The 13942-nt window shown below is 71.2% G+C and carries 12 protein-coding genes; 8 read left to right on the forward strand and 4 right to left on the reverse strand.

Going from position 1 to position 13942, the window contains the following annotated elements:
• Positions 1-334: 334 nt before the first annotated feature.
• Genes Apa02nite_RS12410 through Apa02nite_RS12425 form a run of 4 tightly spaced genes read left to right on the forward strand, consistent with a single transcriptional unit; the run spans position 335 to position 4538 of the window.
• Positions 335-3166, forward strand: a complete 2832-nt coding sequence (locus Apa02nite_RS12410) for a sensor histidine kinase (protein WP_203825182.1) — start codon at positions 335-337, stop codon at positions 3164-3166.
• Positions 3166-3585 (forward strand): roadblock/LC7 domain-containing protein, encoded by a 420-nt coding sequence (locus Apa02nite_RS12415; protein WP_067695861.1) that lies wholly within the window; start codon positions 3166-3168, stop codon positions 3583-3585. Before Apa02nite_RS12410 ends, Apa02nite_RS12415 begins: the two co-directional genes overlap by 1 nt.
• Positions 3575-3961, forward strand: a complete 387-nt coding sequence (locus tag Apa02nite_RS12420; protein WP_067695858.1) for a DUF742 domain-containing protein — start codon at positions 3575-3577, stop codon at positions 3959-3961. The genes Apa02nite_RS12415 and Apa02nite_RS12420 overlap by 11 nt, the downstream gene beginning before the upstream one ends.
• Positions 3942-4538, forward strand: coding sequence for a GTP-binding protein (locus Apa02nite_RS12425; RefSeq protein WP_067695855.1), 597 nt, complete (start codon positions 3942-3944; stop codon positions 4536-4538). The genes Apa02nite_RS12420 and Apa02nite_RS12425 overlap by 20 nt, the downstream gene beginning before the upstream one ends.
• A 50-nt stretch (positions 4539-4588) precedes the next feature.
• On the opposite strand, the gene Apa02nite_RS12430 is transcribed toward Apa02nite_RS12425, so the two are convergent.
• On the reverse strand, positions 4589-6067 hold the full coding sequence (locus tag Apa02nite_RS12430) for an AfsR/SARP family transcriptional regulator (RefSeq protein ID WP_203825183.1): 1479 nt from the start codon (positions 6065-6067) through the stop codon (positions 4589-4591).
• Between the two features lie 140 nt (positions 6068-6207).
• Between Apa02nite_RS12430 and Apa02nite_RS12435 the strand changes: the two genes are divergently transcribed.
• Positions 6208-6987 carry a hypothetical protein gene (locus Apa02nite_RS12435; RefSeq protein ID WP_203825184.1) on the forward strand — a complete coding sequence of 260 codons (780 nt, stop codon included), beginning with the start codon at positions 6208-6210 and terminating at the stop codon, positions 6985-6987.
• Positions 6988-7005: 18 nt separating this feature from the next.
• Here Apa02nite_RS12435 and Apa02nite_RS12440 read toward each other — a convergent pair whose 3' ends face one another.
• Both Apa02nite_RS12440 and Apa02nite_RS12445 read right to left on the reverse strand, forming a co-directional pair.
• On the reverse strand, positions 7006-8064 hold the full coding sequence (locus Apa02nite_RS12440; RefSeq protein WP_239164272.1) for a LacI family DNA-binding transcriptional regulator: 1059 nt from the start codon (positions 8062-8064) through the stop codon (positions 7006-7008).
• A gap of 74 nt (positions 8065-8138) precedes the next feature.
• A complete protein-coding gene (locus Apa02nite_RS12445; RefSeq protein WP_067695843.1) occupies positions 8139-8336 on the reverse strand; it encodes a hypothetical protein in 198 nt (65 codons plus the stop codon).
• 110 nt (positions 8337-8446) lie between these two features.
• Here Apa02nite_RS12445 and Apa02nite_RS12450 point away from each other — a divergent pair, with 110 nt between their 5' ends.
• Both Apa02nite_RS12450 and Apa02nite_RS12455 read left to right on the forward strand, forming a co-directional pair.
• Positions 8447-9505: a lactonase family protein gene (locus tag Apa02nite_RS12450; protein ID WP_203825185.1), complete on the forward strand. Its 1059-nt coding sequence runs from the start codon at positions 8447-8449 to the stop codon at positions 9503-9505.
• A gap of 248 nt (positions 9506-9753) precedes the next feature.
• Positions 9754-11481, forward strand: coding sequence for a substrate-binding and VWA domain-containing protein (locus Apa02nite_RS12455; protein WP_203825186.1), 1728 nt, complete (start codon positions 9754-9756; stop codon positions 11479-11481).
• A gap of 68 nt (positions 11482-11549) precedes the next feature.
• Here the strand turns inward: Apa02nite_RS12455 and Apa02nite_RS12460 are convergent, their stop codons facing one another.
• Positions 11550-12671, reverse strand: a complete 1122-nt coding sequence (locus tag Apa02nite_RS12460) for an ROK family protein (RefSeq protein ID WP_203825217.1) — start codon at positions 12669-12671, stop codon at positions 11550-11552.
• An 86-nt stretch (positions 12672-12757) separates the two neighbouring features.
• On the opposite strand from Apa02nite_RS12460, the gene xylA reads away from it, so the two are divergent.
• The gene (xylA, locus tag Apa02nite_RS12465; protein WP_067695834.1) at positions 12758-13942 is read left to right on the forward strand and encodes a xylose isomerase; all 1185 of its coding nucleotides are present in this window, start codon (positions 12758-12760) and stop codon (positions 13940-13942) included.

Here is a 13942-nt window from a genome sequence, read left to right on the forward strand (position 1 = left end):
TTCATCAATCGCGTTCGGCGAAACCGGCCGGAAATCGGGCCCGATGCCGGGCTGTCACCCTCCGGTGGCCGAGAGTTCGCAGCCGGGACGGGTCGCCGGACGTGATCTGTCGTAACTCCGACGATCGGGGAACGAAGATCAACCACGGTCTCCGGTGGACAAACGGAATGGAAGGTAAGTTTTCGATGACTTGAGAGCTAGCTGTGACGCACGTCTTTACGTATTCTTCCGGAGCGCATCTTGCCCGGGGCGCAGCCGTCTGCTTCTGATCGGTCGTTTCCCGGATCGGTGGTGTGCCGCCTTTCCCCTACCGGACCCACTCGGGCGGAGCTTGATGAGAAGCCGCAACTGGTCGATCAGATCGAAGATCATCGCGATGGTCTCGGTGCCTCTGGTCGCGCTGCTCGCGCTCTGGGGTTTTGCGACCGCGGCGACGATCGGTCCGGCGATGGACCTGCTCTCGGCTCGCGACGCGGTGCACCGGCTCGGTGACCCGGCCCTGCAGTTGATCGCGCAGTTGCAGCGCGAGCGCCACTTCTCCGCTGTCTACCTGTCCGCGCCGAAGACCCCGATCACCGATCTGAAGGCCCAGCGGGCCGCCACCGATCAGGCGATCGCCGGGTTCCGCGCGGCGGCCGGCGAGCTCGAGATGAGCGAGGACCTGCACGTCCGGTCCGAGGCACTGTTCTCCAAGCTCGACGACCTGGAGGGCACCCGGACCCGGGTCGACCGCCGCGAGGTCGAGCTGCTCAACATGGTGACCGCGTACGACGACGTGGTGGACGCCGGCTTCAACGTCTCGTCGGCCGCCGCGGTCTTCTTCCACGAGCGGGTCGACCGCGAGGTCCGTGGCCTGATCACCGGCTACCGCGGCCAGGAGTACCTGAGCCGGGTGGACGCGATGCTGGCCGGCGCGAACGCGGCCGGCACGATCGACCAGCCCTCCCGGGGCCGGCTGATCGAGTACATCGCCACCTCGCGCTACCTGCTCAAGACCGGCGTGGAGGACATGCCGGAGGGCGCGCAGGGCGACTACTCCCAGCTGATCACCAGCGGCAAGTCCTTCGTCCGGCTGGACGAGCTGCAGAACCTGCTGATCAACAAGAGCTACACCGGTGGTCAGCCGCCGGTCAGCGGCGCCGAGTGGCAGCCGATCTACGACCAGGTCTCCGCCGACCTGCGCGCGTTCGAGCTGCGCACGGTCGACGAGGTGGCCCAGGACGCGACCCCGTTCGCGGTCCGGGTCTTCCTCTGGCTGGGCCTGTCCGCGCTGCTCGGCCTGGTCGCGTTCATCCTGGCCATCTGGGTGTCGGTGCGCGTCGGCCGGTCGATCGTGGGCCGCCTGATCAAGCTGCGCCGGGAAGCCCTGGAGATGGCCACCGACCGGCTGCCCACCGTGGTCCGCCGCCTGCAGCGCGGCGAGGCCGTCGACGTGGACGTCGAGACGCCCCCGCTGGAGTACGGCCGGGACGAGATCGGTCAGCTCAGCCAGGCCTTCAACGACGTGCAGCGCACCGCGGTGCAGTCCGCCGTCGAGGAGGCGAACGTCCGGCGCGGCATCAACGAGGTGTTCCTCAACATCGCCCGGCGCAGCCAGACGCTGCTGCACCGCCAGCTCTCACTGCTGGACAAGATGGAACGCCGGGAGACCGAGCCGCAGGAGCTGGAGGACCTCTACCGGGTCGACCACCTCGCCACCCGGATGCGGCGGCACGCCGAGGACCTGGTCATCCTGGCCGGCGCGGCACCCGGCCGGGGCTGGCGCAACCCGGTCCCGGTGATCGACGTGGTCCGTGGCGCGATCAGCGAGGTGGAGGACTACAAGCGGGTCGACATCCGCTCGGTGGGCCAGTCCGCGCTGTACGGCCGCTCGGTCGGTGACGTCATCCACCTGCTCGCCGAGCTGATCGAGAACGCCGCGTCGTTCTCCCCGCCGCACACCCGGGTGCAGGTCTCCGGCCAGGTGCTGCCGAACGGCTACGCGATCGAGGTCGAGGACCGCGGCCTGGGGATGACCCCGGCCGGGCTCGAGGAGGCGAACCGGCGGCTGGCCGAGCCGCCCGAGTTCGACCCGGCCGACAGCGCCCGGCTCGGCCTGTTCGTGGTGGCTCAGCTGGCCACCCGGCACAACATCCGGGTGTCGCTGCAGCCCTCGCCGTACGGTGGCATCACCGCGATCGTGCTGGTCCCCGGCGACCTGGTGACCGAGGCGCCCGGTCCGGCGATGCCGGCCGGCGCCTCCAACGGCAACCCGCAGGGTGGCGGCAGCGGCTCCCCGAAGGGCGGGAACACCCCGCTGGTCGGTTCCGGCCGCGACGATCCGTCCCGCAACTCGCTGGCCGCCCTGCAGTGGTCCGGCAGCGGCGAGTTGCAGCAGGTGCCCTCGATCCCGCGGCCGCGGGTCAACGGCGAGAACGGACCGGCCGCGGTGGCCGCGCCGGCCGGCCTGGAGAACGGGAAGCGGGCCACCGCCGAGAACAAGGGACCGGCGCCGAGCTCGGTCGCCTCCGGGTTCACGCCGGACGGCCTGGTCCAGCGGCGACGGGTGCGGCGGATCCCCGAGATCCCGCCCGCCGAGCTGCCGCCCGAGGCGACCCCCGGACGACTCGACGACGTGGCCGGCGCGCTCGGCGCCCGATCGGTGCCCCGCAACTCGGCGCCGGCCGCACCGACGTCCGCACCGCCGGCGGTCACACCGGAGGCGGAGGCGCAGCCCGCCACGCCGGTCGTGCCCGACGAGGAGACCGTGCAGCTCGGCGTGGACGGCCTGCCCAAGCGGGTCCGGCAGGCCAGCCTGGCGCCGCAGTTGCGCCAGCCGGTGGTGGAGCAGGAGTCCACCGCACCGGAACGCACCCCGGAACAGGTACGTACGCTGATGAGCGCGTTGCAGATGGGCACCGCCCGGGGCCGCATCCAGGCGTCCCGGACGCCCGCGGCGCCGAACGAGGAGAAACCGCCGGTCAGCACGGACGGCGACCATGACGGGGGTGCCGCGCAGGCGAGCGGCACCGGGTTCGCGGAAGCGGCTACCGTCATTTTCCCGGCTCTCGTGGATCTCGCGGGCGCCGGTGACGAGACAGCATCCGGGGCGGGGGACGGCGCGGACGGCGACCATGCCGACAGCCCTGGCGGCATTCAAGTGAACAGGCCGGAGAAGGACGCATAGTGGCACAGACGACGAAGCAGAGCGCGAATCTCACCTGGCTCCTCGACGATCTCGTCGAGCGGGTGCCGACCGCACAGCAGGCCGTGGTGCTCTCCGCGGACGGCCTGATGCTCGGGGCCTCGGCCGCGATGAGCCGCGAGGACGCGGAGCATCTCTCGGCGATGGCGGCCGGATTCCAGAGCCTGGCCAAGGGTGCGAGCCGGCATTTCCAGGCCGGGCAGGTCCGCCAGACGGTGGTGGAGATGGAGGAGGCCTTCCTCTTCGTCACCGCCGCCGGGCAGGGCGCCTGTCTGGCCGTCCTCGCGTCGGCCGACGCCGACCTGGGCCTGATCGCGTACGAGATGGCGATGCTGGTCACCCGGGTCGGACAGACGATGAGCGCCCCGGAGCGCACCATTTTGGCGCCCGATGCCCTCTGAACCTTCGAACACGGCGCACGACTGGATGGACTATGACGCCGGTCCGGTGGTCCGCCCGTACGCGATGACCCAGGGTCGTGTCGCACCGTCCGGTGGCGACTTCGACCTGGTCGCGTTCGTGGTGGCCACCGTCCCGGACCTGGCGTCCGGCATCCAGATGCAACCCGAGCACCACGCCATCGTGGCCGCGGCCTGGGAGCCGATCTCCGTGGTCGAGGTGGCGTCCCACCTGGACCTGTCGATCGGCGTGGTCCGGGTTCTCCTTGGTGATCTACGCTCAGCGGGTCTCATCTCGCTGTACGAACCCCCGGCGGCCACTCAGCCGCACGACGTCGACGTACTCAAGGCGGTTGTCAATGGACTCCGTGCGCTCTGACCGCAGTGGCGGCTCGCGCATCCCCGTCGCGCTCAAGATCTTGATCGCGGGCGGCTTCGGCGTGGGTAAGACCACCATGGTCGGTTCGGTCAGCGAGATCCGGCCGCTGCAGACCGAGGAGATTCTCACCGGGGCCGAGGGCGCCGACGATCTGTCCGGCGTGGAGGGCAAGACCACCACCACGGTCACCATGGACTTCGGTCGCATCACGATCACCGAGGACCTGCAGCTCTACCTGTTCGGCACGCCCGGGCAGGACCGGTTCTGGTTCCTCTGGGACGAGTTGTCGCAGGGTGCGCTCGGTGCCGTGGTGCTGGCCGACACCCGCCGGCTGGCGGACTGCTTCCCCTCGATCGATTACTTCGAGCAGCGGGGCACGCCGTTCGTGGTCGCGGTGAACTGCTTCGGCGCCGACCAGCGGTTCGGCCCGGAGGCGGTGTCCCGCGCCCTCGACCTGGACCCTGGTGTGCCGGTGGTGCTGTTCGACGCCCGTGACCAGGTGGCCGCCCGCAACGTCCTGATCGAGCTGGTCGAGTACGTGGCCCGCCGCCAATACGCGTCCGCCGGCAGCCGCTAGGAAGCGGCAGCCGCTGGGGAGCCGGCAGCCGCTGGGAAGCCGGCAACGAGCTAGAGCCCCGGCAGGCAGATCAGCCAGGACTCGACCCGCCGCAGCCGCGAAGGTGGCAGCAGGCCGCGCAGCACCAGGTCGGCCGGCTGCCGGAACGGCCCGTTCTGGTGCCGGTCCAGGCCGATCCGGTGCGCGTCGAACGGGGTGACCCCGGGCAGCCGGGTGAACTCCTGCGGCGGGGCGTGGTTCAGGTCGATCAGCCCGCCGTCGTCGAAGTACCGCAGCAGGTCGGGCCGGCCGATCCCGGCCTGCACCGCGCCGAGCGGGTTGACCGCGGCAAACCGGCGGGCCAGGTCCCGCCGGGTGCGGGCGGCCCGGGTGTCGCCGCGCTGCGACGCGAGGATCACGCCGTGCAGGATGGACGACAGCGTGAGCACGAACAGCGAGGCGACCGCGACGTCCTCGGCGGTGCTGGTGATGTCGGAGTCGAGCGGGCTGGGGTCGATCGCGAACCACACGACGATCCACGGCACGGCGGCGAAGTAGAGCGCGGCGACCAGGTAGTGCCGTCGCCGGCCGCGCTGGATCGCCGCGTACAGGAAGTAGACCCAGCCCGCGAGCCCGCAGGTGAACAGCGGCAGCAGCCCGGCACCGACGATCTCCAACCAGTGTGCGGCGTCGCGCCGCGGCTGGGTCATCGCGGCCGGGAACGTGATGCCGGGCATCGGCGACACCGGCGCGGCCGGCGGGCTGTAGGGCTGCGGAGGTGGCGAGACCGGGTCGGGTGACGGCGGCTGCTCCAGCTCGCCGCGCAGGATCCGCCGGTGCACTTCCTGCATCCGCTCGCCCGGCTCGGCGCCGATCTCGTCCAGGAAGTACTCCCGGGCGTCCCGGAACACCGCGAGCGCCTCGGCCTGCCGGCCGGCCCGGTGCAGCGCGACCATCAGGTGCGCCCGGAGCCCCTCGCGCAGCGGGAACTCACCGGTCAGCCGGGTCAGCTCGGTCACCAGGCCGTGCTCGTCGCCACCGGCCAGCCGGAGCTCGGCCCACAGCTCCCAGGCGCCGGCCCGGTCCTCGCTCAGCCGGGTGCGCGCGGCGTCGAAGACCGGCCCGGTCAGCCCGGCGAGCGCGTCGCCGTGCCAGCGGGCGAGCGCGTCCCGGACGATCGCGGCGGCCGGCTCGGGCCGGCCCGCCCGGTGCTCGGCGCCGGCCCGGGCGATCTCGGTACGGAACAGCTCGGCGTCCACCGCGCGGGCGTCGACCTCCAGCGAATACCCGCCGCCGGTCAGCGGCAGCCGTTCCCGGCCGAGGGTGCGGCGCAGCCCGGCCACGTACTTCTGGACCACGTTGGCGCCGTTCTCCGGCGGGTCCTCGCCCCACACCGCGTCGACGATCCGGTGGGTCGGCACCGCCCGGCCCGGTTGCAGCAGCAGGACGGCCAGCACGGCCCGCTGTTTGGCCGGGCCCAGGTCGACGGGATCGGCTCCCCGGAAGGCACGCAACGTGCCGAGGATCTCGAACCGCGGTTCCGGCTCCACCGCCGGTTACCCCCTGTGAGCAGCACTTTTACGGAAACGGCAGCGGGACGGCAGCCGGCAGCAGCATATCCGCAGCGCGACGGCAGACCCACCCCGGAGGCTTCGATGTGTCGATGTGACCTTCGTAGAGAGACAAGGCGATGACTGTGCTGACCAAGCGACTGGCCGCGGTGGCCGCCATCGGAATCCTGGCCGGCTGCGGGCAGGCGACCGAGGCCGAGCAGCCGACACCGCCGACGCCCGCGGAGACCCTGAAAAAGGCGGTGCCGGCGGCGTCGGCCGAACCGTTCCACTACGTGATCAAGGGCGGGACCCAGGGGTTGTCGGGTGTGGTCGACACCGCGGGCAAGGCGATGACGACGGAGATCAACGAGAAGATCCCGGAGGCCGGCCTGACCCTGAGCATGACGTTCATGGTGGTCGGCGAGGACTCCTGGGCGAAGATCTCGTTCGGCGACGCCCCGGCGAACCTGGGCCTGCCCAAGCTGCCGAAGAAGTGGATGAAGCTGGACCTGTCCCGACTGGGCGCCGACGCGAAGAAGGACCTGACGTACGACGGGCAGAGCGACCCCGGCTTCGTGAGCACCCTGATCGACGCGGCCGACGGGCTGACCGAGACGTCGCCCGGCCACTTCACCGGCACCGTCGACCTGACCGAGGCGACCGAGGCCGACGTGGTGGAGGCGGCCACCCTGACCGCGCTGGGTGCGAAGGCCAAGGCGGTGCCGTTCGAGGCGGTCCTGGACGACCGGGGCCGGATCAGCACGGCGACCGTGAAGGTGCCCGCGGCCGGCAAGGTGAAGGCCGACACCTACCTGGTCACCTACGACCGGTACGGCAGCGCCCCGTCCCCGCAGGCGCCGGCCGGCTCGGCCCAGGTGGCGGCGCCGAAGGCGGCGTACGAGCTGCTGAACGGCTGAGGGCGGACGGCGCGCGGGTCAGACGGGGGCCCGCGCGCCCTCCGCCGGCGCCGGCCCGGTGCTGCCACGGACCACCAGGGTCGCCGGCAGCACCAGGTGCGGCGCCTCGCCGGGGGAGAGCCGCAGCGCCGCGTTCAGCAGCGCTGCGGCACTGCGGCCTTTCTCCTCCACGTCCTGCCGGACCGTGGTCAGGCCGGGCTGGATCTGGGTGGCGATCGGGCCGTCGTCGAAGCCGACCAGGGACAGGTCCTCCGGGACCCGCAGCCCGAGGTCGTCGGCGGCCTGCCGGACGCCGAGCGCGGTGACGTCGGAGAAGCAGAGCACGGCGGTCGGCCGGTCCGGCCGGGAGAGCAGTTCCCGGGCGTCCCGGCGGACGTCGTCGACCCGCTCGAACGGCTCCCGGATGACCGGCGGGTGGATGCCGGCCGGTGTCAGCACGTCGTCCCAGCCGAGCCGGCGCTGGACCGAGGCGTATCCCTCGACGGGCGTGGCGGCGTCGGTGAGCAGCCCGAACGGCCCGTGCGCGCCGACCACCGCGTACGCGATCCGGCGGTGACCCAGGTCGATCAGGTGCTGGGCGGCGGCGCGGGCGCCGTCCCGGTCGGCGACGTTGACGCAGGCGTAGCCGTCCACCGGGGCCTGGTCGACGAAGACCAGCGGCAGCCGGCGGCGGTGCAGCCAGGAGACCGCGGGTGAGGTCGGGTCGCAGGAGTAGACGAGCGCGCCGTCCATCGCCACGTCCCGGGCCGGGATCAGGTCGCCGGTGCCGGCCGAGGTGAGCAGCGTGATGGCCAGGCCGGTGGGCGCCAGCTCGTCGGCGATGGCGCCGAGGAAGCCGCCGGCCACCAGGTCGGTGAACGCGTACCGCAGCGAGTCGGTGAGCAGGATGCCGATCGTGCCGGTGGTGCCCTTCGCGAGCGCCCGGGCGGTCGGGTCGGGCCCGGCGTAGCCGAGCTCCTGAGCGGCGTCCAGGATCCGCTGCCGCAGCTCCGGCGAGAGCTGGTCGGGGCGGGAGAACGCGTTGGAGACGGTCATCCGGCTCACACCGACGCGGTCCGCGATCGTCTGCAACGTCACCCTGGGCACCCCTACACCGTAGGTCGGGCCGGCGGCGCGCCTCCAGCCGGACGGTGGCCGGAGGCGCGCCCCCGTCATCGGAAGAGGGCTTCGGGGCGGCGTCCGGCCGGTGCGATCGCGGCGGACACCCGGTAGAGCGTGCGGGCGAGCGAGAGCCGCAGGTACGGCGGTCGCGGCGGAGCCTCCGGCACGACCGGGGCGTCCGGCCGTGCGCTCAGGAGTTCGCGGTTCGTGGCGTGCAGACCCCGGAGGTAGGTGGTTGGCAGTTCCATGACTTCCTCCCCTGACTGGTTTCTATACCGGTACAGTAAGCCCCTCTTCTGTACCGGTCAAGAGGGCACCCTGCCACGTTTCCGGTGCGGCCTGTGGTGGGATCTGTGGCATGGGCGCGAACGCTGAGCACGTCTTCGTCGGTTGCTACACAGGTGACAAGGGAGGCGACGGTGACGGCATCGACCTGCTGCGGCGGGATCCATCAACCGGGGGGCTGACCCGGCTCGGCCTGGCCGCGCGCACCCCGTCGCCGTCCTTCCTCGCGCAGCACCCCACCCTCCCGGTGCTCTACGCGGTGAACGAGCTGGACGAGGGCACGGTCTCCGCCTTCGCAGTGGCCCCGGACTGCTCGCTGACCCCGCTCGCGGTCCGGCCCACCGGTGGCGCCGACCCGTGCCACCTCGCGGTCACCGCGGACGGCCGGCACCTGGTCGTGGCGAACTACGCGAGCGGCTCGGTGTCGGTGCACCCGCTGGACGCCGAGGGCGCGCCGGGGGAGCGCAGCGACCTGCTCACCCTGGCCGGTTCCGGGCCGGACCAGGAGCGCCAGGCCGGCCCGCACGCGCACCTGGTGGCGCCGGACCGCAACGGGCCGGACGTGCTGATCTCCGACCTCGGCTCGGACCGGGTCTGGCGGTCCCGGCTGGACCCGATCTCCGGTCGCCTCGGCCGGCCCGAGCCGGCGGTGGAGGCCAAGCCCGGTACCGGTCCGCGGCACCTGACCCACTCGGCCGACGGGGCGCTCGTGCTGGCCGGCGAGTTGTCCGGAACGCTGAGCTGGTACCGCCCGGCCGGTGGTCCGACGTGGGCGGCACGCGGCGAGGTGGCGGCGAGCACCGCGACCGGCGCGGTCTATCCGTCCGAGGTGGCGATGGGCCGGGACGGCCGGTTCGTATACGTGGCGAACCGCGGTCCGGACACCGTGTCGACCTTCGCGTGGGACGGTGAGAACGCCACTCCGATCGACGAGTCACCGACCGGTGGAGTGTGGCCGCGACACATGATCTTGATTGGCGATCACCTCTACGTAGCCAATCAGCGTTCACACAACGTGACGGTATTCCGCGTCGATCCGGACAGCGGAATTCCCTCTTTGCAGGGGGCTCCGACCAGTGAGCCGAGCCCCACCTGTCTGCTCCGATGGAACCCGACGATGATCAGGCCATAGGCGTCATCGGTCACCCGGGCATGTCCGTGATCTTTCCAACTAAATCCGGCGCCCGGGTGGCCGCAGGCGATACTGATCGAGATCGAGCCGTCACTCTCTGTCGCTTCTAGATCAAAGAACGCCAATCTGAGTAAGTTTCGGCCGAACGTATATGGCATTCAGGTCTTGGGATGCGCAGTATGGAGCGCGTGTCTGGCCGCCATCGTAGGAACTTCAACTTAAAAGGGGCGAGCGTCGTCGGTGGTGCGATGGCGATCGTCGTCGTAATCACGGGTACGTGGTTCGCATATAGCCGTCTGACGGATTCGAGCTGCACCGGTTCCATCAAGCTCAATGTCGCGGCGGCTCCCGAAATATCACCCGCTGTCACGCAGGCCGCCCAGAAGTGGTCGCAGGAGGGCGGCAACATCGACGGCACCTGTGTCTCGGTCGCCGTTGCCGACGTGGCCTCTGCCGACGTCGCCAGCGTGATCGCACGTGAGCACGGCGTGAACCTGACCGGACTGGGTGACCCATCCGGCTCGGTCGCGGTGCCCGACGTCTGGCTCCCGGACTCGTCCACCTGGCAGCTGCGCCTGCAGAACGAGGCGTCCGGCTTCGTGCCGACCAAGTCCACCTCGGTGGCGCAGAGCCCGCTGGTCATCGCGGTGCCCAAGCCGATCGCCGACAGTCTCGGCTGGCAGGGCAAGAAGGTCTCCTGGAACGCCCTGCTGGGCAAGCTGACCGCGTCGGCTGACACGCTGAAGTTCGGCATCGTCAACCCGGCCCGGGACGCCTCCGGTCTGATCACACTGATGTCCGTCGGTCAGTCGATCGGCACCGGCGCCGGTGCGCTGGAGAAGCAGGTCTCGGCACTCACCTTCGTGTCGCAGAACCTGTCGCAGCTGCGGGACGAGCTGCTGCAGCGATTCCCCCGGGCGGCCGACGAGGCCTCCATCGCGGACAGTCTCGGAGCGGCGCCGCTCTCCGAGGAAGACGTGATCTCGTACAACGCGAAGCGTCCGCCGGTCGAGCTCAGCGCGGTCTACCTGGAGCCCAGCTCCGTGCCGCTGGACTACCCGTACCTGGTGCTCCCGCAGGTCGTCGACGGTCAGAAGATCAGCGCCGCGCAGGCCTTCCTGCAGCAGCTGACCTCGGGCTCGTTCAAGAACCTGCTGGCCGCGCAGGGGCTGCGGTCGCCGGACGGCACGTACGGTTCCGGCTTCGTGGCTCCGGTCGGCGCCCCCGCGGCGTCCCCGGCGATCACCACCGGCAACTCCGCTCAGGGTGGCGGTGACCAGGGCGGCACCGCCGCGGCCGGTCTCGACGCCAGCGCGGTGAGCAAGGTGGTCGGTTCCTGGAACGCGATCACGCAGGCCGGTCGGGTGCTCGCGGTCTTCGACGTCTCCGGCTCGATGAGCAACATCGTGCCCAACGCGGGCAACAAGACCCGGGCGCAGGTGACCCAGGCCGCCGCGGTGACCGGGCTGTCGCTGTTCAGCGACGCGTGGTCGGTCGGCGTGTGGCGCTTCTCCACGGACATGGGGCCGAAGAACCGGCCCTGGCAGGAGCTCATCCCGATCACCTCGCTGGCCGGCACCGGACGTGACCGGGTCCAGGCGACCATCCCGCAGTTGTTCCCGAAGAAGGAGGGCAACACCGGTCTCTACACGACCGTGCGGGACGCCTACAAGTACGCCCTGGCGAACTGGAAGCCCGGCAAGGTCAACTCGGTCATCCTGTTCACCGACGGCGAGAACCAGGACGAGGCCGGCATCTCGCAGGAAGCCCTGCTCGCCGAGCTGAAGAAGGTCCAGGACCCGAAGCACTTCGTGCGACTGGTGCTGATCGGCATCGGCGACGAGGTCGACAAGAACGAGCTGAACACGATCCAGAAGGCGGTGAGGGGCAGCGGCGTCTTCTTCGCGCCGGACCCTGCGAAGATCACCGACATCTTCCTCCAGGCGATCGGTTCCCGGACCGGCGTCGACCAGTAATCCTCGGAAGTCATCGCGGTCGCCGTCCCTGCCGGGGCGGCGACCGCTTTTCTTTTTCCGGTACGACCTCAGCCCGCCCGGCGCAGCCACCCGGCCGGGTCGTCGCGCACCCCGCGGATCACCGAGTCGGCCGCTCCGCGCACCGCGGCATCGGTGCCCAGTCGTGCCGCCCGGAGCGTGACCGGCGCCAGCCCCGCGGTCAGCACCCGCCGCCGCAACTCCGTCTCGATCCCGGCGCGCAACCGCTCGAAGTGCAGCGCGTACGCCCCGCCCAGCACGATCATCGGCACGTCGAGCAGGTTGACCGCCGCGGACAGCGCGATACCGAGCGCGGCGGCGGCCAGCGGCTCGTCAGCGGTGAGCGCCTCCTGGCCGGCGTACTGCTCCAGGCAGCCGCGCGAGCCGCACCGGCAGGGCCGCCCGTCCGGATAGACGGTGAGGTGCCCGATCTCGCCGCTCCAGCCCCGCACGCCGCGGTACAGCTCGCCGTCGATCACCAGTCCGGCGCCGATGCCGATCTCGCCGGACACGTACAGGAAAGTGGCTTCGGCCCCGGCGACCCGCAGCTCACCGAGAGCGGCGAGATTGGCCTCGTTGTCGACGACGACCGGCAGGTCGGCGATCTCCGGCACACCGCGCAGCAGCGCCGGCGCGTCCACGTCCTGCCAGCCCAGGTTGGGGGCGACCCGGACCAGGCCGGCGGGCGAGACCAGGCCCGGCACGGCGAGCGCCATCCCGGCCACCACGAGCCCCTCGGCCTCGGCGGCGAGCCGGGCCCGGGCGGCCAGCCGGCCCAGCGCGGCGAGCGCGTCGGGTGCGGCGGCCGGGCGCTGGTCGGCGTGCTCGGTGAAGCGCTGCCGGACGGCGCCGGTCAGGTCGACCACGCAGGCGGCCAGGTAGTCGACGTTGATCTCGCAGCCCAGCCCGGCCGGCCCGGCCGCGGTGAGCGCGAGCCCGGCCGCCGGGCGTCCGGCCCCGGTGCGCGGCGGCGGGTCCAGCTCGGTCAGCAGGCCACCCGCGATCAGGTCGTCGACGAGCGCCGAGACGGTGGCCCGGGTGAGCCCGGTGACGGTCGCGAGGGCGGCCCGGGACGGCGGATCCGCGCTGTTCGCCACGGTGTTCAGGAGAAGCGCGAGATTATGGGCTCGGATGCTCGACTGCCGGACGGGAACACTCGAAGGGTTGATCATCCGGGCCGTCACGGCCTTGACAATGCCATACGTCCGCCAAATAATTCAACCAATAAACAAATCGAAGGCGTTTCCCGGAGGTAACCGTGTCGGTTCAGCCCACCCGTGAAGACAAGTTCTCCTTCGGTCTTTGGACCGTCGGCTGGCAGGCGCGCGACCCGTTCGGCGATGCCACCCGCGCGGCCCTCGACCCGATCGAGGCGGTGCACAAGCTCGCCGAGATCGGCGCGTACGGCATCACGTTCCACGACGACGACCTCGTGCCGTTCGGCGCCGACGCGCAGACCCGGGACGGCCTCATCGCCGGGTTCAAGAAGGCGCTCGACGAGACCGGCCTGATCGTCCCGATGGTGACCACCAACCTGTTCACCCACCCGGTGTTCAAGGACGGCGGCTTCACCAGCAACGACCGCACGGTCCGGCGGTACGCGCTGCGCAAGGTGCTGCGCCAGATGGACCTCGGCGCCGAGCTGGGCGCCAAGACCCTGGTCCTCTGGGGCGGCCGCGAGGGCGCCGAGTACGACTCGGCCAAGGACGTCCGCGCCGCCCTGGACCGCTACGCCGAGGCGCTCAACCTGCTCGCGGAGTATTCCGAGGACAAGGGCTACGGCTTCCGCTTCGCCATCGAGCCGAAGCCGAACGAGCCCCGCGGCGACATCCTGCTGCCGACCGCCGGCCACGCCATCGCGTTCGTGCAGGAGCTGGAGCGCTCCGAGCTGTTCGGGATCAACCCCGAGGTCGGCCACGAGCAGATGTCGAACCTGAACTTCGCGCAGGGCATCGCCCAGGCGCTGTGGCACAAGAAGCTGTTCCACATCGACCTGAACGGTCAGCACGGCCCGAAGTACGACCAGGACCTGGTCTTCGGCCACGGTGACCTGCTCAACGCGTTCTCCCTGGTCGACCTGCTGGAGAACGGCGCCGACGGCAGCGCGGCCTACGACGGCCCGCGGCACTTCGACTACAAGCCGTCGCGCACCGAGGACTACACCGGCGTCTGGGAGTCGGCCAAGGCCAACATCCGGATGTACCTGCTGCTCAAGGAGCGGGCCAAGGCGTTCCGTGCCGACCCGGAGGTGCAGGAGGCGCTCGCCGCGTCCAAGGTCGCCGAGCTGAGCGCGCCGACCCTGAACCCCGGCGAGACGTACGCCGACCTGATCGCCGACCGGGCCGCGTTCGAGGACTACGACGCGGACGCCGCCGGCGCGCAGGGCTACGGCTTCGTCCGGCTCAACCAGCTCGCGATCGAGCACCTGCTCGGGGCCCGCTGA

This window comes from Actinoplanes palleronii, from assembly GCF_016862315.1.
Classification (GTDB): domain Bacteria; phylum Actinomycetota; class Actinomycetes; order Mycobacteriales; family Micromonosporaceae; genus Actinoplanes; species Actinoplanes palleronii.

Excerpts from the sequence above, each read along its gene's own strand:
- Apa02nite_RS12425 (WP_067695855.1), top strand. The coding sequence starts at position 3,942 with ATGGACTCCGTGCGCTCTGACCGCAGTGGCGGCTCGCGCATCCCCGTC.
- Apa02nite_RS12445 (WP_067695843.1), bottom strand. The coding sequence starts at position 8,336 with ATGGAACTGCCAACCACCTACCTCCGGGGTCTGCACGCCACGAACCGC.
- Apa02nite_RS12410 (WP_203825182.1), top strand. The coding sequence starts at position 335 with ATGAGAAGCCGCAACTGGTCGATCAGATCGAAGATCATCGCGATGGTC.
- Apa02nite_RS12435 (WP_203825184.1), top strand. The coding sequence starts at position 6,208 with ATGACTGTGCTGACCAAGCGACTGGCCGCGGTGGCCGCCATCGGAATC.
- Apa02nite_RS12460 (WP_203825217.1), bottom strand. The coding sequence starts at position 12,671 with ATGATCAACCCTTCGAGTGTTCCCGTCCGGCAGTCGAGCATCCGAGCC.
- Apa02nite_RS12455 (WP_203825186.1), top strand. The coding sequence starts at position 9,754 with ATGGCGATCGTCGTCGTAATCACGGGTACGTGGTTCGCATATAGCCGT.
- Apa02nite_RS12420 (WP_067695858.1), top strand. The coding sequence starts at position 3,575 with ATGCCCTCTGAACCTTCGAACACGGCGCACGACTGGATGGACTATGAC.
- Apa02nite_RS12450 (WP_203825185.1), top strand. The coding sequence starts at position 8,447 with ATGGGCGCGAACGCTGAGCACGTCTTCGTCGGTTGCTACACAGGTGAC.